This is a genomic window from Frankia sp. CpI1-P (assembly GCF_001421075.1).
Classification (GTDB): domain Bacteria; phylum Actinomycetota; class Actinomycetes; order Frankiales; family Frankiaceae; genus Frankia; species Frankia torreyi.
The window spans coordinates 22,411-45,408 of the sequence record NZ_LJJX01000038.1 but is presented as its reverse complement, the minus strand read 5'-3'; the positions used below and the strand labels follow the sequence as shown (position 1 = coordinate 45,408).

The following is a 22,998-nucleotide window of genomic DNA, read 5'->3' as shown; positions in this document are numbered from 1 at the left end:
NCCGTCATCGACGACCCGGAGCTCGGGGAGATCATCGCCGTGCGGTCGGCGGTGTACCTGTCGCTGACCTACGACCACCGCATCGTCGACGGGGCCGACGCCGCCCGCTTCCTGACCTTCATCAAGCGGCGGCTCGAGGAGGGTGCCTTCGAGGCCGACCTGGGCCTCTAGGCTCCGCCAGCCTCAGGACGCCGCCAGTCTCCAGGCGCCGGCAGCGGACACGGGCCCGGTCGCCGCCTCGCATCCGAGGCGGCGACCGGCCACGATGGTCACCATGCGCATCGTGGTGACCGGGGCCTCGGGACTGATCGGTTCAGCACTCGTCCCCGCCCTGCACGGGGACGGCCACACCGTGACCACCCTGGTCCGGCGGACACCCCGCACCGGCGGCGAGATCCAGTGGGATCCCGCCGCCGGTCGGCTCGACCCGGCGGCGCTCGCCGGCACCGACGCCGTCGTCCACCTCGCCGGCGCGGGCATCGGCGACCGCCGCTGGACCGACGACTACAAGCGCCTGCTGCGCGACAGCCGGATCGCCGGCACCGACCTGCTCGCCCGCACCCTCGCCACCCTCACCCCGCCCCCGCAGGCGTTCCTCTCCGGCAGCGCCGTCGGCTGGTACGGCACCTCGGCGGGCGGCGACGCCGGCCCGCTCGACGAGAACGCCCCCGCCGGCGCGGGGTTCCTCGCCCGGCTCGTCGAGGACTGGGAGGCGGCGGCCACGCCCGCCCGCGAGGCCGGCATCCGGGTCGTCACGCTGCGGACCGGGGTCGTGCTCTCCCGCCACGGAGGCAGCCTCGGCCGCCAGCTCCCGCTGTTCCGGCTGGGGCTCGGGGGTCGGCTGGGATCGGGCCGCCAGTGGCTGAGCTGGATCAGCTGCACCGACCACGTGGCGGCGTTGCGCCTGCTGCTCGCCGACGACTCGGTGGCCGGGCCGGTGAACCTGGTCGCGCCCGAACCCGTCACCAACGCCGCCTTCACCGCGGCGCTCGCGTCGGCGCTGCACCGCCCGGCGTTCGCCGCGGTACCCCGCCTCGCCCTGCGCGCCGCCCTCGGCGAGTTCGCCGACGAGGGCGTCCTCGCCTCCCAGCGGTTGGCCCCCGCCGTGCTGACCGCAGCCGGCTTCCGGTTCACCCACCCCGACATCGACACCGCGCTGCGGGCGATCCTCACCGACGGCGCCTGAACTAGTTCCCCGCGACGGGGATGCTCTCCGAGACCCGCCAACCGGAGCCCGTGCGGAGCAGCACGAGATCGTGGCGCTGGGGGTCCTTCGCCGGCTGGTGGGCGAGAAGCTGGCCGCGGGCGTCGAGGTAGTCGTAGGCGGCCAGGCGTTCGGTCACCCGCAGCACCGTGCGGTTCGGCTGCTCGTCGCGGACCTGCAGCGCGAGGATCTCGCTGTGCAGCGGCGACGCGTGCGCGCCCTGGGCGATGACCTGTCGCATGAGGGTGACGTCCGCGTTGTAGGCGGGGCTGCCGGCGGCGTCGGACTGCCCCAGCAGGGACTCGTCGGCGTGCTCGAAGGCCCCACTGCGGGCGGTGTTGAGCGCGCCCAGCACGGCACGCCAGATCTGCTCGGGCGACTGGTTCGCCACCGGTGAGGCGGTCGGGTCCCGGCCGGGCACGCCGGCCGCGGGCGGCGACGCCGGCTGCGGCGCGGGCGCCGCGGTATCGCTGGTGCCGTCCCCCGACGGGCTCGTCATGAGCAGCACGACGGCCACCACGACGGCGAACAGGCCCAGCCCCGCGGTGACCGGCAGCAGCCAGCGCCGCCGCCGGGCGCCCGTGCGGCGCGGCCGACGGCCGGCGCCCGCCCGCCCGGCCCGACCCGACGAACCCGCCGCCCCCGGCGGAGAACCAGGCGCCGCGGAAGCACCGGTCCGGCCGTGGGTCCCACGGGATCCTCCGGCCGCCGCGCCGGCGGCGGGCCGCGACGGGCGGGTGGCGGGCCGCGACGCTTCCGGGGGCGCCTTCACCGGGCTCGCTCGGTCCGCCGCGGCCGGGGTCGTGCCGGCACCCCTGCCCGCGACACGGGACGTCCGGCGGGCGGGCGTCGAACGCCGCGGGGGCGGGGGCAGGGAGTCGAGCAGCTCCGCCGCGTCGACGGCGGTGGCGCCGCTGGTCGGCCGGCCGGGCGCGCGGCCGCCAGGAGGGGGCTGGTCGGCGTCGTCATGGGGGCCCGGCCCGTCGCGCGGGTCGCGGGTGCCGTCCGGCCCCGGGTTCAGGCGGGCACCCGCCAGCAGCCGCGGCCGACCGTCGCCGTCGCCGTCGCCGTGTCCGTGTCCGCCGGGCTCCGGGACGCCCACCGCGTCGGCGGGGGGCTGTGGACGGCGCGGCGAGCCGGGTGGGTCGGGCGGCCCGGCCGGGGTGCGCCGCGCGCCGGGCGGCCGGGATTCGGCGGCAGGGGGCCGGCCCGCCGGGGGAATCCGCGGCAGGGTCTGCGTGGGTGAGGGTTCCGCGGGGCGCACGGCCGTCCTCGGCTCGCCGTCGCCGGGCAGCCGCACGGGCAGGGGGGTGGCGCTGCGGGCCAGCGCGGCGGCGAGCTCGGCGGCGCTCGGCCGCCGGTGCGGATCGTCGATCATGGCGGTGGCGACGGCCACCGCGACCGCGGCGGCATCCGGGCCCGTCGCCTCCCGCATCGCCCCCAGCAGCAGATCGGCGAGGTCGTGCACGTCCGCCGAAGCCGCCTCGGGCGGAAGGGGATCGGCCCTTGCGGCGTCGGCCAGCGCGGCGATCCCGAGGCCGGTCAGGACCGGGCGCCCGTTCGGCTCCAGCAGGATGTCCTCCCGTTCGAGCCGGCCGTGCACGATGCCGACCGCGTGCGCGGCGGCCAGCGCCTGCGCGACCGGCAGGCCGACGGTGACGACCTCGCCCGGATCCAGATCGCCGCGCAGCGCCAGCAGGCGGGCGAGGCTGATCGCGCCGACGACCGGTTCGGTGATCAGCGCCAACCCCTCCGCCGTGGGCAGCACCGCCACCACGGGGTTGATGTGCGGGTGCGCCAGCTCCGCCAGCGCGCGGGCCGCGGCGACCGCCGCCGAGCGCAGCACCGGGTCGGGGGCGAGACGCACCCGGCGCACGACGCACTCGATCCCGGACTGGTCGAACTGACCCGCCCAGAGCTCGCCGGAGCCCGCGTCCCGCAGCCGGGAACGCACGCTCACCCCCGGCACCTCGGGTGCCCCGCCGACGCGCCGTGCCGGCCTGTCCGCGGAATCGTCGGTGAAGGTCACAGGTAGCGACGCTAGGCTCAATCGGGGCGACTCTGCATTGTTCTTCGTCCGGTTGTGGATAACTTTTTACGATCACTCCTGCGGCGGCGTCCTGCCCCGCACCGGTCTGGGTGAGGACATGCCTGGTCACGACGGGTGCGGGCCGGCGCCGGGCGAGACTGGGCGGCAGACCTGTCGGACCCGGCCGGAAACCTGACGGCGACGTCCGGCCCCCCGCGAGGGCGCGGATGCGCGGATGGCGGACAATCGCCCGAGACCGGGTCCGGACGGCAGCGCCGCCGGCCGACGAGCCAGGGGGAAAGCGGAGTGCAGATCCTCGCCACCAGCGGCGGTTTCCTTCCCGACGGCCGGTACGGCGCGAAGGTCGGGCCGATCCTGACGCACGCGATCGACCTGGCCGGGGCCGGCCCGCGGCCCCGGGTCTGCCTGCTGCAGACGGCGCTGGGCGACGACCAGGGCGCCTATGCCCGCGGCTACGCCGCGTTCAACCGCGACCGGCCCGACGTGCGGGTCTCGCACCTGGCGCTGTTCCCCATGCCGAACATCCCGGACATCCGCGGCCACCTGCTGGCCCAGGACGTGATCTGGGTCGGTGGGGGCAGTGTGGCGAACCTGCTCGCGGTCTGGGCGGTGCACGGGCTGGGCGAGATCCTGCGCCAGGCGTGGGAGGCCGGCGTCGTCCTCGGCGGCGTCTCGGCCGGCTCCCTGTGCTGGCATGTCGGTGGCACCACCGACTCGTTCGGCCCGGACCTGCGGCCGGTCACGAACGGGCTGGGCCTGCTGCCGTTCAGCAACACTCCGCACTACGACTCCGAGCCGGGCCGCCGCCCGCTGTACCAGCGTCTCGTCGCCGACGGGACGCTGCCAGCCGGCTGGGCGACCGACGACGGCGTCGGGCTGCACTTTCGCGGCACCGACCTGGTCGAGGCCGTCGCCGATCGGCCAGGCGTGCACGCCTGGCGGGTCGAGCGCGGCCCCGACGGCGCCGCGGTCGAGACCTCGGTCACACCCCGCCTGCTACCCGGCGCACGCGTAGTCTGAATGGCGTGGATGTTCTGAGGCTTTCCGTGGTCCCCTACCGCGAAGCGTGGGACATGCAACGATCCCTCGCCGAGGCCCGGGTGGCCGACGAGGTGGACGACACACTCATCCTGGTGGAACATCCCAGCGTCTATACCGCGGGCCGGCGGACGCAGCCCTTCGAACGACCGCTGGACGGCACCGAGGTCGTCGACGTCGACCGCGGCGGCAAGATCACCTGGCATGGCCCGGGGCAGCTCGTCGGCTACCCGATCGTCAAGCTGCCTCGTCCACTGGACGTCGTCGCCTACGTGCGCGCCCTGGAGGAGGCCCTCATCGACTCCTGCGCCGAGCTGGGGCTGGCGACCCGCCGGGTCGACGGCCGCAGCGGCGTCTGGACGATGGACGGTCTGCGCAAGGTTGCCGCGATCGGCGTGCGGGTCCGGCAGGCGGTGACCACCCATGGCTTCGCGCTGACCTGCTCGTCGGACCTGGGCGCCTTCGGGCAGATCGTCCCCTGTGGCATCACCGACGCCGGGGTGACGAGCCTGTCCGCCGAGCTTGGTCGGGCGGTGACCGTCGCCGAGGCCCGGCCGGTGGTCGAACGGCACACCCTGGCCGTGCTCGCCCGCTACCTCGGCGGGCGCAACCTCGGCGATCGCCTCACCGCGCGGGTCGAGCCGGCCGAGGAGCCCCCGGCGCAGCCGCAACCCGGGACCGAGCGGATGGAGCTGGTCGGATGAGCGCGGTCGCCCCCGAGGGACGCCCCCTGCTGCGCCTGGAGGCGCGCAACGCGCAGACGCCGATCGAGCGCAAGCCGCCGTGGATCCGCACCCGGATGNGCACCGGCCCGGAGTACTCCGACGTCAAGGGGCTGGTCCGTGCTGCCGGGCTGCACACGGTGTGCGAGGAGGCCGGCTGCCCGAACATCTACGAGTGCTGGGAGGACCGCGAGGCGACCTTCCTGATCGGCGGGGACGTCTGCACCCGGCGGTGCGACTTCTGCCAGATCGACTCGGGCCGCCCCACACCGCTGGACCGCGACGAGCCGCGGCGGGTGGCGGAGTCCGTGCGCACGATGGGGCTGCGCTACGCAACCGTCACCGGCGTGGCCCGCGACGACCTGGCCGACGGCGGTTCCTGGCTGTACGCCGAGACGGTCCGCCAGGTCCACGCGCTGTCCGCGGATACCGGGGTCGAGGTGCTCATCCCCGACTTCGGCGGGCGGGCCGACCAGCTCGACGAGGTTTTCGGTGCGGCCCCCGAGGTCCTTGCGCACAACCTCGAGACGGCGCCGCGGATCTTCAAGCGCATCCGGCCGGCGTTCCGCTACGAGCGCTCCCTCGACGTGCTGCGCCAGGCTCGCACGGCCGGCCTCGTCACGAAGTCGAACCTGATCCTCGGGCTCGGCGAGACCGGCGAGGAGATCNACGAGGCCATGCGGGACCTGCGCACAGCCGGCTGCGAACTACTCACCGTAACCCAGTATCTGCGGCCCACGCCCCGTCACCACCCGGTGGAGCGTTGGGTGCGGCCGGAGGAGTTCCTCGACTGGGAGCGCGTCGGCGCCGAGNTTGGCTTCTCCGGCGTCATGTCCGGGCCGCTCGTGCGCTCGTCCTACCGGGCCGGCCGGCTCTACCAGCAGGCGATCATGGCTCGTGGCGAGGGCCGCACCGCGATGTCCGATCTNCCCGAAAGTGTGCTGGAAACCTCTCACACGCTGTGACGGGCACGCTGGTGGGCATCCCCCGGACGGGCTAGGCTACACATCGTAGCGTTACCCCCTTGTCACGAGGGGGGTCTCTCTCTGGCCCATCATCGAGGTGTGCGCCCACGACCGTGCCGGGAGGTCGTTCCCATCGTGCTCCGTTCACTGCTCAGTGTCATCGAAGAAGCGACTCTGCTCGTGCTGCCGCATGGCGGACAGAAGACCGCGCGGCGCAACGCCTGGCGCGCAGCCGCCGACCTGCACGTCACATCGGGTTACCGATGGGTCGACCCGGTGTCGGTGGCCCCGATCGCACCCGGACCCGACGCGTGCGCCAGCATCCCGGGCACCGAGGGCGCCGCACGGGTTTCTCGCCTGGCCGGCCTGGGCGGCGCAGCGACCACCGCCCGCATCGGCGCGGCCGTTCGTGGGCTGCCGCGGGTCGTCGCCGCCCAGAGCTGATTCCCCGGCCGGCGGGCTGCCCCGCCGACAGCCAGGACAGCGGGGATCGGGCAGACCGAGCAGATGGTCGCGGCGGATGATCCCGGCGGACGCGACAGCCGCACTGCGGCGAGCCGCCAGGCCGTAGGCTCGCGGTCATGGCACTGAGGAAGCAGCCGAGGGACACCGCGGGATCGTCGACCCCCGCGGCGGCGGGCAGGAACGCGGCAGCGAGCGGGAAGAACGACGGGAGCCGGGGCGGCGCCACGGGCCGCGGCGGTGGTGCGGGCCGCAGTGGTGGTGCGGGCGGGGGCGGCGCCGCGGAGGGGACCGGTTTCGCGGCCCGTCTCGCGCAGTTGCGGATGGTCTTCACGATCACACGCCAGCGCGATCCGCAGGTGCTCTGGTTCACCCTGGCGGCCTTCTTCGTCCCGCTCGTGATCGGCGTTCTGCTCGGCATCCTCGTCGGGCCGCTGTACGTGTGGATCCCTATTGCCATCCTGCTCGGCGTCGTGGTCGCCCTGAACGTGTTCAGCCGGCGCGTCCAGCGCACCGCCTACGCGGAGATGGAGGGCAAGCCCGGAGCCGCGGCCGGCGTGGTCGAGCGGATGCGCGGCGACTGGCGGATCACTCCGGCGGTCGGCGTGAACCGCCACCAGGATGTGGTGCATCGGGTCGTCTCCCGCGCCGGAGTGGTGATCATCGCGGAAGGCCGCGGCCGCGGGCCGAGGGAGCTGCTCGTTGCGGAGAAGCGCCGGATCCGCAAGGTCGTCGGCGACACGCCGGTGACCGACATCATCGTCGGCACCGGCGAGGGCGAGACGCCGCTACCGAAGCTCCAGGGCACGCTGATGCGGCTTCGCCGGACTCTGCGTCGCGGGGAGGTGGACGCCCTCGACCGCCGGCTGCGCGCCATGGGCGGCGCGGCCCTGCCGATCCCGAAGGGCCCGATCCCCCGCAACGTGCCCCGGGGCGGCCGCCTGCGCTGACCCGACGACGCGGCGGTGACGGGGCCGGTCGTGGGCGTGGGAGGGCGAGGCCTGGCGGGCGAGGCCGTGTCACGGCCGACGGTCTGGGTCGAGTCCGGGTGTGGGTGTGGTGAGCCCGGTTGCGCGGAACACATGAACCCGGGTCGCTCCAGTCGCACCTGGCCACGGCCTCTCCCGCCGGGGACCGCCGGACTTCGGGCCTGCCTGCCTAGGGGGCGGAGTCCGCGCGGACGGGATCGCGCACGACCACGGTCCCGGCCGCACGATCATGCAGGCCGCGCTGGTCGCGGTCCCAGACGACCACGGGCACCAGCAGCGCCAGCAGCAGGGTGCGCACCCCGATCCAGGGCCAGGACTGCCGGCCGCGGTCACGCAGCCGGATCACCCGCATGCCCAACAACCNCATGCCGATCGTCTGGCCGCCGGTGCTGACGAGGATGAACTCCTCCAGCAGGAACACCAGGTAGATCGCCAGGCCGCGAACGTCGCCGGCGTAGCTGAGCCCGGCCAGATACAGCACGCCGACGATCAGGTTCGCCACGACCGCGTCGATGAGGTACGCGCCCAGCCGCGGCCCGAAGCCCACGACCGAGCCGCGGCCCTCCGCCGGCAGCCCCAGCCGGACGCCCGGCGGCGTGTCCCGGGGCAGACCAGGCCCTTCGAGCCAGCCTCCAAGTGCTCGTCCCACGACGCAAGCTTATCCGCCGCACCGACCTGCACCCAAGGGTTCACCAAGGGTGATAAAGTGCGCTCCCGTAACATAAACGAAACGACTTCGTGATGTCGCGGGTCCGCCGGGGCATGACCGAAGACACATCGACATGCCGTAACCTACAGGCTTGATAAGCGTGACGGGACGCTGGAGGTCGAATGTTCACAAAAGCCGAGGACGTGCTCCGTTATATCCGCGACGAGGACGTGCAGTTCATCGATGTAAGATTCTGTGATCTGCCCGGAATCATGCAGCACTTCACTATTCCGACGCAGGTCTTCGCCGAGTCGGTGTTCACCGACGGGTTGATGTTCGACGGCTCCTCAATTCGAGGTTTCCAGGCCATCCACGAGTCCGACATGCTGTTGCTGCCGGACCCGCAGACCGCCTTCGTGGATCCGTTCCGTGAACACAAGACCCTCGCGATGACGTTCTTCATCCACGACCCGATCACGAAGGAGCAGTACTCCCGGGACCCGCGGAACATCGCCAAGAAGGCGGAGACGTACCTGCGTGGTACCAGCATCGCCGACACGGCCTATTTCGGACCCGAGGCGGAGTTCTACATCTTCGACGACGTCCGCTATGACTACAACCCCTACGGGTCGATGCACCAGGTCGACTCGGTCGAGGCCGCCTGGAACACCTCCCGAAAGGAAGAGGGCGGCAACCTCGGTTACAAGCCCCGCTTCAAGGGCGGCTACTTCCCGGTCCCGCCGACCGATCACTTCACGGACCTCCGCTCGGAGATGACGCGGGTCCTCTATGAGACCGGCATCACCGTCGAGATGCAGCACCATGAGGTCGGCACCGCCGGGCAGGCGGAGATCGACATCCGCTACGACACGCTGTTGAAGACCGNGGACAACCTGATGCTCTACAAGTACGTCATCCGCAACGTCGCCCGCAGCCGGGGCAAGACCGTCACCTTCATGCCGAAGCCCCTGTTCGAGGACAACGGGTCCGGCATGCACGTGCACTCCAGCCTGTGGAAGGACGGCGAGCCGCTGTTCTACAGCCCCAACGGCTACGGCGGCCTGTCGGACACCGCGCGCTACTACATCGGCGGCCTGCTGCACCACGCACCGGCGCTGCTGGCGTTCACCAACCCGACCACGAACTCCTACCGCCGGCTGGTCCCCGGCTACGAGGCACCGGTCAACCTNGTCTACTCGGCGCGCAACCGCTCCGCGTGCTGCCGCATCCNGCTCGGCGGCGACTCGCCCAAGGCGAAGCGGGTCGAGTTCCGCGTCCCGGACCCGAGCTGCAACCCGTATCTGGCCTTCGCCGCGATGCTCATGGNCGGCCTGGACGGCATCCGCAACAAGATTGACCCGCCGGACCCGATCGACAAGGACCTCTACGAGCTCCCGCCGGACGAGCTGGCCGCGGTCCCGCAGGTTCCCGGCTCGCTGGAGAAGGTGCTCGACGCGCTCGAGGCGGACAACGATTTCCTCCGCGAGGGCGACGTCTTCACCACCGATCTGATCGAGACCTGGCTGGAGTACAAGCGGCTCAACGAGGTCGACGCCATCCGGCTCCGGCCGCACCCGTACGAGTTCACCCTCTACTACGACATCTGACCGACAGCGTCACCTTCACCGCCGGCCGGGCCGAGAAACCCGGCCGCGCGGCCGGGGCGCCGCGCGCGCCGGCCGAGAATCGGTGGAGATTCCCGTCGGCCGCCTTCTCCGGGCCCCGTTCCAACAGCGCCGGAGTGGGGCCTCCCGCACGGTCGTGGGCGCCCTCCGAGAAAAATATTCCGTGCTGTCTGGGCGGGACCGGTAAAATTGACGCCCACCACCTTGGGACGACCGGCCGAACGGCTTCGAGGAACCAATGCCCTGGTCCGGCCGCCAATACCATCTGTGACGCACCAGAGACGAAGAATTAACAATCGCGGAACCGGGCGGTAACGGGGCCCGACGAGGCTCCGACCGAACCCTCCCGTCCATCGCGGCCTGGGTCGGCCTCCCCCAGGCCGATCACGAAGTCGCACCGTTTCGTGCAGGACCAACCACGGGGAGTATTGAGTGAGTTATCAGGCCGAGTACATCTGGATCGACGGCACCGAGCCCGAGCCTTTGATGCGTAGCAAGACGCGCATCATCAAGGACGGCAAGGAGCCGGAGATCTGGGGCTTCGACGGCTCGAGCACCNACCAGGCGCCGGGATCGAACTCGGACTGCGTGCTGCGTCCCGTCTTCGAGACGCCCGACCCGATCCGGGGAGGCGACAACCGCCTGGTGCTGTGCGAGGTCCAGCTGACCGACTTCACGCCCCACCCGACGAACACCCGGGCGGCCGCCCTCGGTGTCGCCGAGCGGTACGCCGACATGTCGCCCATGTTCGGCATCGAGCAGGAGTACACCTTCTTCAAGGACGGCCGCCCGTACGGCTGGCCGGAGGTCGGCTACCCCGCGCCGCAGGGTCCGTACTACTGCGGCGTCGGCGGCTCGAAGATGCCCGGTCGCCAGATCGTCGAGCGGCACACCCAGGCATGCCTCGACGCCGGCCTCGCCATCGAGGGCACCAACGCCGAGGTCATGATGGGCCAGTGGGAGTTCCAGATCGGCGTCCTGCCCGCGCCCGCCATCGGCGACCAGATCTGGTTGGGCCGCTGGCTGCTCCACCGGATCGCCGAGGACTACGGCGTCGAGGTGTCCTTCGCCGCGAAGCCGATCCCCGGTGACTGGAACGGTGCCGGCGCGCACACCAACTTCTCCACCAAGCAGACGATGGAGGGCTGGGACGCCATCGTCNCGTGCTGCGAGGCGCTCGGCACGCGCGTCACCGAGCACGTCACCCACTACGGGAAGGGCATCGAGGACCGGCTGACCGGCAAGCACGAGACCGCCCCCTGGAACAAGTACTCCTGGGGCGCCTCGGACCGCGGCGCCTCGGTCCGCATCCCCTGGGCCGTCGAGAAGGCCAAGAAGGGCTGGCTGGAGGACCGTCGTCCGAACGCGAACATGGACCCGTACCTGGTCACCGCGCTCATGATCGACACCTGCTGCAGCGCCCTGGCCGGCGACAAGCCGACCCTGTTCGTGCCGTCACAGACCACTCCGGCGCCCGCCGAGGCGAGCGTCTGAGCCTGACCGACACGTCTGCCCGGACCGGTCGGCCGAGCAGTCCGCCGGGCCGGAAACACGCCGGCGCGGCGGAGGCAGGTCGACACGCCTGCAGCAGGTCGACGCGGCTGGGCAGACATCGCGTCCTGGCCGGGGCGCTCGCGCGGGGGAGCGCCGGCGCCCCGATCCCCCGGTTCCCGCAACGGTGCGCACCGCGACGTGAGGTGGCAGCCGACAGGCCGGCCGTCCGAGGCTTCCCTCGGACGGCCGGCCTGTCGGCGTCCTGGGGCGGATTCACGACCCCGAGATCGGGCCGGAGCCGGCGGCGCGCCGGAGCGGACGGCGGTCCGCGGCGCTCAGCCGAACTCGGCGGTCCGCTCCCGCGCGAAGACGTCCGCGACGACCGCCTCGGCCCGCGTCGCCAGCCGCCGGTACTCGGCGAGGAGGTCGTCGGCGCCGTCCGCCGGCCAGCCCGCGGCCCGCGCCGTCGCCTCCAGGGCCCGCGGGCGATCAGGGAGCACGTCCGGCCGCGGCCAGCCCGCGAGCGTGCTCGCGTTGCGCAGCCGCGACGCCGACAGCCAGGCCGCCTGCAGGTCACCTGCCTCCGCCTCGCCGAGCAGCCCGGCGAGCACCGCGGCCCGCAGACCGTCGAGGGTTGAGGTGGTGCGCAGCGACGGGACCTGCCGGCCGTGGCGAAGCTGGAGAAGCTGCACCGCCCACTCCACGTCGGTGAGCCCGCCGGGACCGAACTTCAGGTGGCGGGTGGGATCGACCCCGCGGGGGATCCGCTCGCGCCGCATCCGACCGCGAAGCCGGATGATCTCATCGATCGCCGCCGCCGGCAGCGTCGTCGGGTAACGCACCGTATCAGCGAGCCGGCAGAACCGGTAGGCGAGCTCGGGATCCCCCGCCAGCGGCCGCGCGCGCAGCAGCGCCTGCGACTCCCAGTCCTGCGACCAGCGGCGGTAGTAGGCGTCGTAGGCGTCGAGCGGGCGCGACAGGGCGCCGCTGCGGCCCTCCGGGCGCAGCGTCGTGTCCAGCCGAAGCGCCGGATCCGGGCCGGGCACGGCGAGCAGCCGGTGCAGCTCCCCGATCACCTCGGCGGCGGCCCGGTGCGCCTGCTGCGCCGAATGGCCCGGGCGGGCCTCGTGCACGAACAGGACGTCGGCGTCGCTGCCGTAGGACATCTCCGCCCCACCGAGCCGGCCCATCGCGATGACGGAGATCCGCGCCGGCAGGCAGGTGGGATCTCCCCCGGCGATCCGGCGCTCCGCGACGAGCAGCGTCGCGGCGACGGTGGCGGCGGCGGCGTCCGCCAGGGCCCGCCCGACCGCGGCCACGTCGAGCAGGCCGAGCAGATCGGCGCAGGCGACCCGGACCAGCTCTTCCCGGCGCACCGCCCGGGCCCGGCCGACGGCGTCCTCCCAGTCGGGGTTGCGGTGTGCGATCGCGAGCATCGTTCGGCTGAGCGTCTCGCGCGGCACGGGGACGAGGTCGGCCTCCGTGCGCAGCAGCCGGACCGATTCGGGCGCCCGCGTCATCAGATCCGCGACATACCGGCTGGAGGCGAGGACCCGGGCGAGCCGGTCGGCGGCGCCGGCGGAGTCGCGCAGCAGCCGCAGGTACCAGGGGGCGCGGCCGAGCGCCTCGCTGACCCGGCGGTAGGCCAGCAGGCCCGCGTCGGGATCGGGCGCGTCGGCGAGGGTCGGCAGCAACGTCGGTAGCAGATGCCGCTGGATCGCGGCCGTCCGGCTCACCCCGCTGATCAACGCCTCGATGTGGCGCAGGGAGCGGTCCGGGGCGGCGAATCCCAGCGCGGCGAGCCACTGCTGCGCCTCGGCGTGGGACAGCCGGACCTCCTCGGTCGACAGCCGGGCGACCGCCTCCAGCAGCGGGGCGTAGAACAGCTTCTGGTGCAGTGACCGCACGGTGCGCACGATCCGGGCGTGGGCGTCGGCGAAGTCCTGGGCGGTACGCATCCCCATCGACCGGGCAAGCCAGCGCAGCTCGCCCGGATCTCGCGGCAGGCTGTGCACCCGGCGCAGGCGCTGAAGCTGGAGCCGGTGCTCGGCGTTGCGCAGGAAGCGGTACGCCTCGGCGAGGTCGGCGGCGTCGCGCCGGCCCACGTACCCACCGCGGGCGAGGCCGTCGAGGGCGGCGAGCGTCGAGCGCTCCCGCAGCTTCGCGTCCACCCGGCCGTGAACAAGCTGCAGGAGCTGGACGGCGAACTCGACGTCGCGCAGCCCGCCCGGGCCGAGCTTGAGGTTGCGCTCCGCCTCCGCGCGCGACAGCGACGATTCGACCCGCCGGCGCATCGCCCGCACGTCGGCGACGAAGTCCGGCCGAGAGGCGGCGGTCCAGACCAGCGGCGCGACCATGGCACAGAACTCCGCGCCGAGCACCAGGTCGCCGGCGATCGGGCGGGCCTTGAGCAGGGCCTGGAACTCCCAGGTCCGGGCCCAGCGACGGTAGTAGGTGCGGTGGCTGTCGAGGGTGCGCACCAGGACGCCGTCGCGGCCCTCCGGGCGCAGGCCGACGTCGACCTGGAACAACGCGCCCGCGGAGGTCGCCAGCCCCGCCGCCCGTACCAGCCCCTCGGCCATCCGCGTCGCGGCCCGCAGCGCCGTCTCCGCATCGGCCGCCTCGCCGCCCGCCACCGGCTCGGNGACGAACAGGACATCGACGTCACTGACGTAGTTCAGCTCCCGGCCCCCGCACTTGCCCATGCCGATGACGGCGAGCCGGACCGCGGGCAGGTTCGGGTCGAGGCCGGCGCGGGCGATCGCCAGCGCCGCGTCGAGTGCCGAGCCGGCCAGGTCGGCGAGCTCCGCGGTGGCGTCGTCCAGCGCCACCGCGCCGGTGAGGTCCCGCGCAGCGACGACGAGCAGCGCCCGGCGGTAGGCGACGCGCAGCGCGTCGAGGGTCGCCGGCCGGTCGTCGGCGGCGCAGGGCGCCGGATCGGCGGGGTCCGCGCCGACCGCGCGCAGCAGTGCCGCCCGGACCCGGCCGGCCTCGGGCGGGGCGCCGACCAGCTCGTCGGGCCGCAACACCCGCCAGTCCACGGGATGGCGGGCCAGGTGATCGCCGAGTGCGCGGCTCGCGCCGAGCACGGCGCACAGCCGGTCCCGCAGCCCGGCGTGCCCGGCCAGGTCCGCGACGAGTGCCTGCCCGTCGGCCGGGCCGAGCGCGTCGATGAGCCGGTCCAGCGCGGCGAGCGCCAGGTCGGGGTCGGCCGCCGCGGCCAGCGCGCCGACCACGACGTTCGCCGCGAGCCGGACCTCCCCGCCGGAGCCGGGCCGCCCATCCCCACGGGTCGGCCCATCCCCACCGGTCGGCCCATCCCCACCGGTCGGCGCCGCCGAACCGCCGAGCAGGCCGAGCCGCTCCATGGTCGCCGCCACCTGGTCGACGTCGCTGAAGCCGAGGCGCGCGAGCTGGGCGGCTACCGAGCTGCCGCGCGGATGGTCCGCCGCGGGCGGCGCGCCGGACCCGGTCGAGATCCCCGGCCATTCGACACGCATGCCGGAACGCTCACAACACGGGCAGGTAGCGGTCGATCTCGAACGGCGTCACCTGCCGGCGGTAGTCCTGCCACTCGGCCCGCTTGTTCCGCAGGAAGAACTCGAACAGCTCGTCGCCGAGGGTCTCGCGCACCAGCGAGGAGCGCTCCATCACCGTGATCGCCTCGGCCAGCGAGCCCGGCAGGGCGGTGATTCCCCGCTCCTGACGCTGGACGTCGGTAAGCGTCCACACGTCGTCGGCCGCCGGCGCGGGCAGATCGTAACCGCCCTGAACACCCCGCAGCCCGGCGGCCAGCACCAGGGCGAAGGTGAGGTAAGGGTTGCAGGCGCTGTCCGGCAGCCGGAACTCCACCCGGGTGGCCTGCGACTTGTGCAGCTTGTACAGCGGCACCCGCACCAGGGCCGACCGGTTGTTGTGGCCCCAGCACACGTAAGCGGGCGCCTCCAGCACCTCACCGAGGCGCTGGTCGCCGATGAGCCGCTTGTAGGAGTTCACCCACTGGTTCGTCACCGCGGTGATCTCCGCGGCGTGCGTGAGCAGGCCGGCGATGAACGCCTTCGCGACCTTCGAAAGCTGGTATTCGTCGGTCGGGTCGTGGAACGCGTTGCGGTCACCCTCGAAAAGGCTCAGGTGAGTGTGCATGCCCGAACCGGCCTGATCGCNGAACGGCTTCGGCATGAAGGTGGCATAGATTCCCTGCCGCAGTGCCACCTCCTTCACCACCTGCCGGAAGGTCATGATGTTGTCCGCGATGGTGAGGGCGTCGGCGTAACGCAGGTCGATCTCCTNCTGCCCGGGCGCAACCTCGTGATGGCTGAACTCCACCGAGATACCCAGCCGCTCCAGCATGCTGATCGCCTGCTGGCGGAAGTCATGGCTGATGTCGTTCGGCGTGAGGTCGAAATACCCCGACTCGTCGACCGGCGCCGGCATCGGGCCACCGCGCTTCGGCGGCTCCTTGAGCAGGAAGAACTCGATTTCGGGATGCGTGTAGAAGGTGAAACCCGCATCCGCCGCCCGGGCCAGGGCGCGGCGCAGTACCCACCGCGAGTCCGTGGCGGCCGGCGCCCCGTCCGGCATGATCAGGTCACAGAACATCCGAGCGGTGAGCGGATGCTCACCGCGCCACGGAAGCACCTGGAACGTGGAGGGGTCCGGCCGGGCCAGCATGTCGGCCTCGTGCACCCGCGCAAAACCCTCGATCGCGGAGCCGTCGAAACCGATGCCCTCGGCGAGCGCGCCCTCGAGCTCGGCGGGCGCGATCTCCACCGACTTCAGGTAGCCGAGCACGTCGGTGAACCAGAGCCGAACGAAGCGGATGTCCCGCTCCTCCAGAGTCCGTAGAACGAACTCCTGCTGCTTGTCCATGGTGCCTCCGCGCTGAGGTGGGGACTCGACCATACGGGCCGCCCGGTCAGCCTGACCCGACCATAGCGAGGACATCGCTCCGCCGCCGTGATGTTGCGTGCCGGCAACCGGCCCGCCAACAGCGCGTCACATCCTGCCCCCAGCACCTACAGCACGGTCTACCCCGCAACCCACAGCCGCACCGCGGATCATGCTGCCGGCGGAGCGAGGCAGAGACGGAACTCAGGCCTGACCCTTGCGCCCCATTCCCAGCGCCTTCCGGTAGAGCTCCGGGACGCGATAACGCTCGGCCTCGTCCCGCGTGCCGGAGTCGATGTGCAACAGGCCGACCTCCAACCCCAGGCTGACCACATCCGAGTCCACCGCGAGCTCGCCGGCCGGGAACGGCGTGCGCCCGATCTCCCGCAGCGCGTCGAACAGCGGGACGAGTTCGGCGAACTCCTCCTCCAGCGAGACCATCTCCTGGTCGCTGATGTCGTCCAGCGATTCCACCAGCGCCCTGGGCCGGATCAGGCTTCGNTCGTACGGCGATGCCGGGTACCATCCGCGCTCNCGCCCCAGAGCGCGATCGAACAGCCGGACCAGCGATCGGGGCGAATGATCCCCGTTGCCGTCCGCCAGTCGACGCCATACCCAGTTGTAGGTGAAGGCGGTCTTGTCTCCGGAGATCCGCTCCCCCACCAGCACGCGCCAGGCATCGATCACCCGGGACTGCGGCCATGAATCGACCACGGCCGGCGAAAGCGCAGCCGAGCCGATATCAGACATTCTCTGCCCGACCAGTTCGGCAACTTCCCGAACCCGCAGCGCCTGTTTGACGATCACCTTGAGATAGTCGGTCTGGTTCGCCCAGGACAGCCGTGCGTCGCGGCCGAAGAAGTGGGACTTGTTCGGGAGCTGGACGGCGCGCCAGATGTCGTCTCGGAGCAGGATCTTCAGCCGGAGGTTCACCAGCTCGTCCCCCCGCTCGGATACCAGCGACAGCAGGCCACCGACGCCGTCGCGGCGTCTTTCCAGATCCTCCGGGGTGCGCCCGAAGCCCGCATCCAGACCGTCGAACAGCAGGAGGGTGTCACGCGGCATCGTCGCGTCCAGCTCCCGAAGCCACTGCCAGGAGACAAGGCCGACGTCACGGGCCGCGAGCATCGTGCGCACGTCCTCGACCAGATCGAGCGCGGTGTACTCCGACTCGTCCTTCGCCTTGCAGGCCAGCTCACCGAAGGCGGCGGGCACAGTATGGCGGTCTCCCCCGCGGAGCAGGATCGCCACACCGATCACCAACGTCCAGGCCACCCGCCAGTCATTGCCACCGTCCGAGAGTGCCGTACCCACCGCCTTGTACGTATCGCTGGATGGCATCCATGGACGGCGCATGGGCAGGTCGGGGGGGCTGGTCACCACGACGCTCCCGCCCGCGGTGGCGAGCCGGCGGAACAGCGCCGTCTTGCCGGTGCCCTTGCGCCCCAGGATAAGCGGGATGTCTGCCCGGGTGGCCCGCCCGACCGTCTCGGTCTGGAGAAACGTCTCCTGGAATTCGACGTCCGACTGGTCCTCGGCAGCGCCGGCCGAGAACCGCAGCTCGGNCAGGGCGGCGGATTTCGAGGTCGACACGAGCGCGACCGACACCACCGGGGCACCGAGTTCTTCGGCTGCCGATCCCGGGACGAAACCCTTGATCCATTCACTGATCGGCGCGTAAGCGCCGATCCCGGTCTCGGTGACCACGCTGTCGGTTCCAGCCACATCCTCGCTGTAGCCGACGACGTGGATGAGCTCCTCGACCTCTCCGAAGGCGGCCTGGCCGCCCTCGACGACCGCGGGCGCGAGCCACTCGCCGATCCAGTCGGCGGCCCGGTCCTCGTAACGCCTCCGGATCTCCGGCGCTCCCGCGCCGGGCACCGGACTGACGACAAACCGTGGTTCGGGCGTATAGGAACGTTCGGACCTCGCGGCCAGCAGCGCCCGCGTCAACGCCCGCGTCCCCACCCGCGCCTGCGGATGCGGAAAGAAGGTCACGACGGCGATGTCGGCAACGTCGAACAGCAGCGGTGCCGACAGCGGGCTGATTCCGGTCCGCGCGTCGATGAGGACGATCTGCGGGGCGATCCGCAGCCGGCCTACCGCAGCGATCAGATCCCGCAGCGGGTTGTTCTCCTCCCGGTACCACGCCGCCGGGTCGAGCTGGGCGAGCTGGCGGGCATAGTTGGCGTCCGGGTGACCGGCGGGAAGCAGGTAGAGCTCACGGTCGGGGNGCACACGCAGCAGATGGGGCGTCACGTCCGGGACCTGCCCGGCGATGTCGGACTCCANCAACAAGGGAACGATGCCCCGTCCAGGCTCCACGTCGCGCTCGACGTCGAAGAGCGCCGCGAGACCGGGGGCCTCCAGGTCCATGTCGAGGCAGAGGACCCGGTGCTCGCGAGAGAGCAACAGGGCGGTATAGGCGAGCGACGNCGACCTTCCGACACCACCGCGTAGGGAGTAGAACGTCGCGACCAGCGGCTCGGAAAGAAAGTCGTCCGAGCGGGAGGGCAGCCGGACCTCGATCGGCTCCTGTTGGCCGCGCGCAAGCGAATCCGGCCACAACGGCAGCTCCAACGCCTCGTGCCGCAGGATGTCCGCCGTTCCCTCGGCCGCTGACGCGGCTGCCTCATCGGGCGTGAGAAGACCGATGGCTGCGATTTCAGAATCCGGCAGAACTGAGCCGAGCGCAAGTGAACGTCGCTCGGCCGGAATCTGATCGTAGAAAAGTCGGGTGACCACCCGGATCCGATAGCCACGGAACGGGTCCGGCGCCACCTGCACCTGCGCCAGGTGGTCGCGTGCGCGCAGCCGACTCAGGACGGCCACGCGGATCCGATCCGCCGCCTCCTGGGCGCTGTTCGGCATGTCCACGCCTCCCGCCCTTGTCGGTGATCGTGCTGGCTACGCCTTCGCGCGCCAGGAGCGCGACGAGATCATCCTAACCGTCGGAGCCGAAGCCCGAGGTAGGCGGCGAGCCGCCGGGCCCGCGCCAGCTCGGTGGCGTAATCGATGTCGGGAGAAAGCGTGGGGTCGTACCGCATGGTGACCGTACGCTCGTCGGCGTAGGTACGTAGATCTCCCGGAAGATCGGTCCGATGGATGCCGCAGTCCTCAAGCAGCGGCATAAGTTCATGTATCTTTTTCGCCGACTTGCCGCGGGCCGAGGCAAGCGCCTTGGCGTAAGCCTCGACGACATATCCCATGAAGTACAGCGCCGCGAGCTGACGCGACTGCGCGTGCAGCACGTCGGCGTCGGTGCCACGTTCACGGGCGACAGCCGCCCAATGGTCGGCCCGCCTACGCCATGCCGGATCCAGTGCCCCCGCCTCCCCCACCCCTCACGGCAACATCTTCGCGCGAGTGTAACCAGTCGGTATCGGGGCGGATTCGCGCACTGAATGCGATTCCGGAAGGCGAGCTCATCTGGACACGGGCTGTCCCTCCACGTCGGTACCCGGGTAGGACGTGAAGGGGCGGCGGTCAGACCTGGAGGCGGCGGGTGACGGCGTCGAGGATCTCGGCGACGGCCTCGTCGACGGGCACGCCGTTGCGCTGGGAGCCGTCGCGGAACCGGAACGACACCGCGCCCTTGGCGACGTCCTCGTCCCCGGCGAGCAGCATGAAGGGGACCTTCTGCTTCTGCGCCGTACGGATCTTCTTCTGCATCCGGTCGTCGGCGGAGTCGACCTCCACCCGGAGGCCGTGGGCGGCCAGCTTCGCGGCGACGGCGTCGAGGTAGGGCACGTGCTCGTCGGTGATCGGGATGCCGATCACCTGGACCGGAGCCAGCCACGGCGGCAGCGCCCCGGCGTAGTGCTCGAGCAGGATGGCGAGGAACCGCTCGATGGTCCCGAACAGCGCTCGGTGGATCATGAAGGGGCGCTGGCGGGTGCCGTCCGCGGCCTGGTACTCCAGGTCGAAGCGCTGCGGTAGCTGGAAGTCGACCTGGATGGTGGACAGCTGCCAGGTCCGGCCGATGGCGTCGCGGGCCTGCACGGAGATCTTCGGGCCGTAGAACGCGCCGCCGCCCGGGTCCATGACGAGCTCCAGGTCCTGCTTCTGCGCCGCGGCCCGCAGCAGCTCGGTGGCCTCCTCCCATTCGGCGTCGGTGCCGACGGCCTTGCCCTCCGGCTTGGTCGACAGCTCCAGGTAGAAGTCGCTGAGCCCGTAGTCCCGCAGCAACCCCAGGACGAAGTTCAGCACGCTGTCGAGCTCCGCGGGGAGCTGCTCGCGGGCGCAGAACAGGTGGGCGTCGTCCTGGGTGAGCCCGCGCACCCGGGTCAGGCCGTGCACGACACCGGACTTCTCGTACCGGTAGACCGTGCCGAACTCGAACAGCCGCAGCGGCAGCTCCCGATACGACCGGCCCCGCGACCGGTAGATCAGGATGTGCATCGGGCAGTTCATCGGCTTGAGGTAGTAGTCGGTGCCGCCGTNGAGCTCCATGGGCGGGTACATGCCGTCGGCGAACCAGTCCAGGTGACCGGAGATCTCGTACAGGTCCGACTTGGTGATGTGCGGGGTGTTGACGAACGAGTAGCCACCCTCGATGTNCCGGCGCCGCGCATAGTCCTCCATGGCGGTGCGGATCGCGCCGCCCTTGGGGTGGAACACGGCCAGGCCCGGCCCGATCTCGGCCGGGAAGGAGAACAGGTCCAGCTCGGCGCCGAGGCGACGGTGGTCGCGCTTCTCGGCCTCGGCGAGCCTGGACTGGTAAGCCTTGAGGGCGTCGCGGGACTCCCAGGCGGTCCCGTAGATGCGCTGGAGCTGCGGGTTCTTCTCGCTGCCCCGCCAGTAGGCCGCCGCCGAGCGCAGGAGCGCAAACGCCGGGATCGACCGGGTGCTCGGCACGTGCGGTCCCCGGCAGAGGTCCTTCCAGCACAGCTCGCCGGTCTTCGCGTCGAGGTTGTCGTAGATCGTCAGTTCGCCGGCGCCGACCTCGACGCTGGCCTCGGCGTCGTCGCCCGCGCTCGACTTCAGCCCGATCAGCTCGATCTTGTACGGCTCGGCGGCGAGCTCGGCGCGGGCCTGCTCCTCGGTGACCACCCGCCGCGAGAACCGCTGGCCCGCCTTGATGATGGCCTGGGCCTTCTTCTCGATGGCCTTCAGGTCATCCGCGGTGAACGGCGTCTCGACGTCGAAGTCGTAGTAGAAGCCGTTGTCGATGGGCGGGCCGATGCCGAGCCGGGCCTTCGGGAACAGTCCCTGGACGGCCTGGGCGACGACGTGCGCGGCGGAGTGCCGCACGATGGCCCGGCCGGCCGGCGAGTCGATCGCGATGGGCTCGACGACGGCGCCGTCGTCGAGGACATGCGCGAGATCACGCTGCTGGCCGTCCACCAGGGCGGCGATGACGTCGCGGTCGTCGGCGAACAGGTCGNCGGCCGTCGTCCCGGTCGGCACCACCCGCGGATCGCTACGCTGGGCGTGCTGGACGGTAACGCGGACGTCGGACACCGAAAGTCTCCTGTTGCGATAGAACACACGCGCGGGGATCACCGCGCCGACGACGTGTCGCCGGCCCTGCGGGCGGCCCCACGGCGGGCCTTCCTGGCCCGATCGCGATGCTACTCGCGCCCGCGCAGGGCCCCCAAGGCGTTTGTACTCAGGGTGACGAGTCCGCCCCGCCACGCCCGTTGGTGACGACCGGCCCGGTCAGCCGGTGCGTCCCGCCGGAGCCATGCCGGCCGGCCACGCCACGCACGGCCCGGGTCGGGTACACCCCGCCGTGGCCACGCGAACCGCCGACGCCATTGGGCCCACCGGCGCTGTACGGACCGCCGGCGCCGTAGGGCCCGCCGACGCTGTACGGACCGCCCACCGGGTACGGACCGCCCACCGGGTACGGACCGCCGACCGGGTAGACGCCGGAGTCCGACCCGCCGCCCGCGCCCGGATGGGCGGGCGTGCCCGAGCCCGTGGAACCCGCGGTCCCCGCGGCGCCGACCGGGACCGCGGGGCCAGCCGAACCCGCAGGTCCCGCCGAATCCGGCCCGTCAGGGCGGGCCGGGCCCCGCGGGCCGCCGTCCGGGTCGTCGGCGCCGGGGGCGGCCTCCGGGCCGGCATCGGTTCCCGGCAGCCCGGGGTCGCGGCGCAGGATGCCACCGAGCACGGTGTCGACGATCGTGCCGATGCGAGTGCCGCTCACCTCACGATTGCCACTCATGTACTGGCGGTAGGCGACCGGACCGATGAGCATGTCGACGACCAGGTCGACATCGACATCGGCGGCCAGCTCCCCCGAGTCGATGCCCCGGCGCAGGAGATCGGCCGCGCGTTGCCGGGACGGCTCGATCACCTTCTGCGAGTAGGTGGCGAACAGCTCCGGATGGGTGGACCGCTCCGCGGCGAGCCTGGGCAGGATGCGCCCGGACAAGGACTGGATGTTGTGCCGGCGCAGGGCGTTGAGCCAGGCCACGAGGTCATCGCGCAGCGAGCCGGTCTCGACGGCGTCCACGCTGTCGGCCAGCGTGTCCAGAGCGTCGACGATCAGGGCGTCCTTCGTCGGCCACCGCCGGTAGACGGTGGCCTTGCCGACGCCGGCGCCGGTCGCCACCGCCTCCATCGACAGGCCGGCGAACCCGACGGTGGCCAGCTCGTGCAGGGCGGCGTCGAGGATCGCCTCATCGCAGCGGGGATCCCGGGGCCGGCCGGGAGAGCGCGCGGGCTTCACTCCGGAGGGCACACGATCGGCCGGACGCCGGGGACGCGGGGGGCGCGCATCCGCGGTCGTCATCCGGCGCGTCCTCCGTCTGCTCTGCCATCCATCCCGTCACCACCGTGCCGATGCATCCGCATGGATAGGCCACCCGCTACCTGGTCGCGCCGTCTGTTCCCGCCGCATTTCAAGATCAGCATACGTGCCCGGCGGCCCAGACGCATCCGTTTGCCATGGCAGCGGCGTGGC

Annotated in this window: 10 protein-coding genes and 25 pseudogenes; 17 read left to right on the top strand and 18 right to left on the bottom strand. The window is 72.1% G+C overall.

The features are described 5' to 3' along the window. Position 1: 1 nt before the first annotated feature. Together FF86_RS54780 and FF86_RS22155 are read left to right on the top strand one after the other, a co-directional pair. Positions 2 to 171, top strand: a 170-nt coding sequence (locus tag FF86_RS54780; RefSeq protein ID WP_242419281.1) for a 2-oxo acid dehydrogenase subunit E2, incomplete at its 5' end; no start/stop codon positions are given. 103 nt (positions 172 to 274) lie between these two features. Then, on the top strand, positions 275 to 1,186 hold the full coding sequence (locus FF86_RS22155) for a TIGR01777 family oxidoreductase (RefSeq protein WP_044887544.1): 912 nt from the start codon (positions 275 to 277) through the stop codon (positions 1,184 to 1,186). A 1-nt stretch (position 1,187) separates the two neighbouring features. Here the strand turns inward: FF86_RS22155 and FF86_RS22150 are convergent, their stop codons facing one another. Then, the gene (locus FF86_RS22150) at positions 1,188 to 3,164 is read right to left on the bottom strand and encodes a serine/threonine protein kinase (protein WP_242419273.1); all 1,977 of its coding nucleotides are present in this window, start codon (positions 3,162 to 3,164) and stop codon (positions 1,188 to 1,190) included. A gap of 375 nt (positions 3,165 to 3,539) precedes the next feature. Between FF86_RS22150 and FF86_RS22145 the strand changes: the two genes are divergently transcribed. The 8 genes and pseudogenes from FF86_RS22145 (at position 3,540) to FF86_RS22125 (ending at position 7,391) form a co-directional block, all read left to right on the top strand. Next, positions 3,540 to 4,274 carry a peptidase E gene (locus tag FF86_RS22145; RefSeq protein WP_044887536.1) on the top strand — a complete coding sequence of 245 codons (735 nt, stop codon included), beginning with the start codon at positions 3,540 to 3,542 and terminating at the stop codon, positions 4,272 to 4,274. 53 nt (positions 4,275 to 4,327) lie between these two features. After that, positions 4,328 to 4,996 carry a lipoyl(octanoyl) transferase LipB gene (lipB, locus tag FF86_RS22140; protein ID WP_236706459.1) on the top strand — a complete coding sequence of 223 codons (669 nt, stop codon included), beginning with the start codon at positions 4,328 to 4,330 and terminating at the stop codon, positions 4,994 to 4,996. Continuing rightward, positions 4,993 to 5,094, top strand: a pseudogene (locus FF86_RS54775) (lipoyl synthase); the annotation flags it as partial. The gene lipB and the pseudogene FF86_RS54775, both read left to right, overlap by 4 nt. 1 nt (position 5,095) lies before the next feature. Further along, positions 5,096 to 5,682 (top strand): annotated as a pseudogene (locus FF86_RS54770) (lipoyl synthase); the annotation flags it as partial. Position 5,683: 1 nt separating this feature from the next. Next, positions 5,684 to 5,826 (top strand): annotated as a pseudogene (locus FF86_RS54765) (lipoyl synthase); the annotation flags it as partial. A 1-nt stretch (position 5,827) separates the two neighbouring features. Then, a pseudogene (locus tag FF86_RS54760) lies at positions 5,828 to 5,942 on the top strand (lipoyl synthase); the annotation flags it as partial. Positions 5,943 to 6,114: 172 nt separating this feature from the next. After that, positions 6,115 to 6,423, top strand: coding sequence for a hypothetical protein (locus FF86_RS22130; protein WP_044887533.1), 309 nt, complete (start codon positions 6,115 to 6,117; stop codon positions 6,421 to 6,423). Positions 6,424 to 6,560: 137 nt separating this feature from the next. Continuing rightward, the gene (locus FF86_RS22125; protein WP_044887532.1) at positions 6,561 to 7,391 is read left to right on the top strand and encodes a DUF4191 domain-containing protein; all 831 of its coding nucleotides are present in this window, start codon (positions 6,561 to 6,563) and stop codon (positions 7,389 to 7,391) included. A 208-nt stretch (positions 7,392 to 7,599) separates the two neighbouring features. Here the strand turns inward: FF86_RS22125 and FF86_RS54755 are convergent. Together FF86_RS54755 and FF86_RS54750 are read right to left on the bottom strand one after the other, a co-directional pair. Beyond that, positions 7,600 to 7,793: pseudogene (locus FF86_RS54755) on the bottom strand (RDD family protein); the annotation flags it as partial. A 1-nt stretch (position 7,794) separates the two neighbouring features. Continuing rightward, a pseudogene (locus FF86_RS54750) lies at positions 7,795 to 8,079 on the bottom strand (RDD family protein); the annotation flags it as partial. A 182-nt stretch (positions 8,080 to 8,261) separates the two neighbouring features. Here FF86_RS54750 and FF86_RS54745 point away from each other — a divergent pair. The 7 pseudogenes from FF86_RS54745 to FF86_RS54710 form a co-directional block, all read left to right on the top strand. Next, positions 8,262 to 8,964: pseudogene (locus tag FF86_RS54745) on the top strand (glutamine synthetase beta-grasp domain-containing protein); the annotation flags it as partial. 1 nt (position 8,965) lies between these two features. Further along, positions 8,966 to 9,268 (top strand): annotated as a pseudogene (locus tag FF86_RS54740) (type I glutamate--ammonia ligase); the annotation flags it as partial. A 42-nt stretch (positions 9,269 to 9,310) separates the two neighbouring features. Continuing rightward, a pseudogene (locus tag FF86_RS54730) lies at positions 9,311 to 9,405 on the top strand (hypothetical protein); the annotation flags it as partial. Between the two features lies 1 nt (position 9,406). Beyond that, a pseudogene (locus tag FF86_RS54725) lies at positions 9,407 to 9,686 on the top strand (glutamine synthetase); the annotation flags it as partial. 450 nt (positions 9,687 to 10,136) lie between these two features. Further along, positions 10,137 to 10,262 (top strand): annotated as a pseudogene (locus FF86_RS54720) (glutamine synthetase); the annotation flags it as partial. A 1-nt stretch (position 10,263) separates the two neighbouring features. Continuing rightward, positions 10,264 to 10,865: pseudogene (locus FF86_RS54715) on the top strand (glutamine synthetase); the annotation flags it as partial. 1 nt (position 10,866) lies between these two features. Further along, positions 10,867 to 11,198: pseudogene (locus FF86_RS54710) on the top strand (glutamine synthetase); the annotation flags it as partial. A gap of 335 nt (positions 11,199 to 11,533) precedes the next feature. On the opposite strand, the pseudogene FF86_RS22105 reads toward FF86_RS54710, so the two are convergent. From FF86_RS22105 to FF86_RS63730, 15 genes and pseudogenes are all read right to left on the bottom strand, one after another. Then, positions 11,534 to 13,842: pseudogene (locus FF86_RS22105) on the bottom strand (bifunctional [glutamine synthetase] adenylyltransferase/[glutamine synthetase]-adenylyl-L-tyrosine phosphorylase); the annotation flags it as partial. A 1-nt stretch (position 13,843) separates the two neighbouring features. Then, positions 13,844 to 14,698, bottom strand: a pseudogene (locus FF86_RS54705) (bifunctional glutamine-synthetase adenylyltransferase/deadenyltransferase); the annotation flags it as partial. Between the two features lie 10 nt (positions 14,699 to 14,708). Then, a pseudogene (locus FF86_RS54700) lies at positions 14,709 to 15,361 on the bottom strand (glutamine synthetase family protein); the annotation flags it as partial. 1 nt (position 15,362) lies between these two features. Beyond that, positions 15,363 to 15,487, bottom strand: a pseudogene (locus FF86_RS54695) (hypothetical protein); the annotation flags it as partial. A 1-nt stretch (position 15,488) separates the two neighbouring features. Next, the coding region (locus FF86_RS54690; protein WP_242419271.1) for a glutamine synthetase beta-grasp domain-containing protein at positions 15,489 to 16,067 on the bottom strand (579 nt) is incomplete at its 3' end. A gap of 1,584 nt (positions 16,068 to 17,651) precedes the next feature. Further along, positions 17,652 to 18,318: pseudogene (locus tag FF86_RS67645) on the bottom strand (ParA family protein); the annotation flags it as partial. 1 nt (position 18,319) lies between these two features. Next, positions 18,320 to 18,376, bottom strand: a pseudogene (locus FF86_RS67640) (hypothetical protein); the annotation flags it as partial. Between the two features lies 1 nt (position 18,377). Then, positions 18,378 to 18,520 (bottom strand): annotated as a pseudogene (locus tag FF86_RS67635) (hypothetical protein); the annotation flags it as partial. A 1-nt stretch (position 18,521) separates the two neighbouring features. Continuing rightward, a pseudogene (locus FF86_RS36270) lies at positions 18,522 to 18,956 on the bottom strand (ParA family protein); the annotation flags it as partial. Between the two features lie 68 nt (positions 18,957 to 19,024). Then, the gene (locus FF86_RS22090; RefSeq protein ID WP_110431508.1) at positions 19,025 to 19,426 is read right to left on the bottom strand and encodes a HEPN domain-containing protein; all 402 of its coding nucleotides are present in this window, start codon (positions 19,424 to 19,426) and stop codon (positions 19,025 to 19,027) included. Between the two features lie 145 nt (positions 19,427 to 19,571). Further along, a pseudogene (gene thrS, locus FF86_RS54685) lies at positions 19,572 to 20,527 on the bottom strand (threonine--tRNA ligase); the annotation flags it as partial. 1 nt (position 20,528) lies between these two features. Continuing rightward, positions 20,529 to 20,644 (bottom strand): annotated as a pseudogene (locus tag FF86_RS54680) (hypothetical protein); the annotation flags it as partial. A gap of 1 nt (position 20,645) precedes the next feature. Beyond that, a pseudogene (thrS, locus tag FF86_RS54675) lies at positions 20,646 to 21,471 on the bottom strand (threonine--tRNA ligase); the annotation flags it as partial. Between the two features lies 1 nt (position 21,472). Further along, positions 21,473 to 21,722: pseudogene (locus FF86_RS67630) on the bottom strand (hypothetical protein); the annotation flags it as partial. Continuing rightward, positions 21,697 to 22,827: a TetR/AcrR family transcriptional regulator C-terminal ligand-binding domain-containing protein gene (locus FF86_RS63730; protein ID WP_044887525.1), complete on the bottom strand. Its 1,131-nt coding sequence runs from the start codon at positions 22,825 to 22,827 to the stop codon at positions 21,697 to 21,699. The pseudogene FF86_RS67630 and the gene FF86_RS63730, both read right to left, overlap by 26 nt. Positions 22,828 to 22,998: the final 171 nt, after the last annotated feature.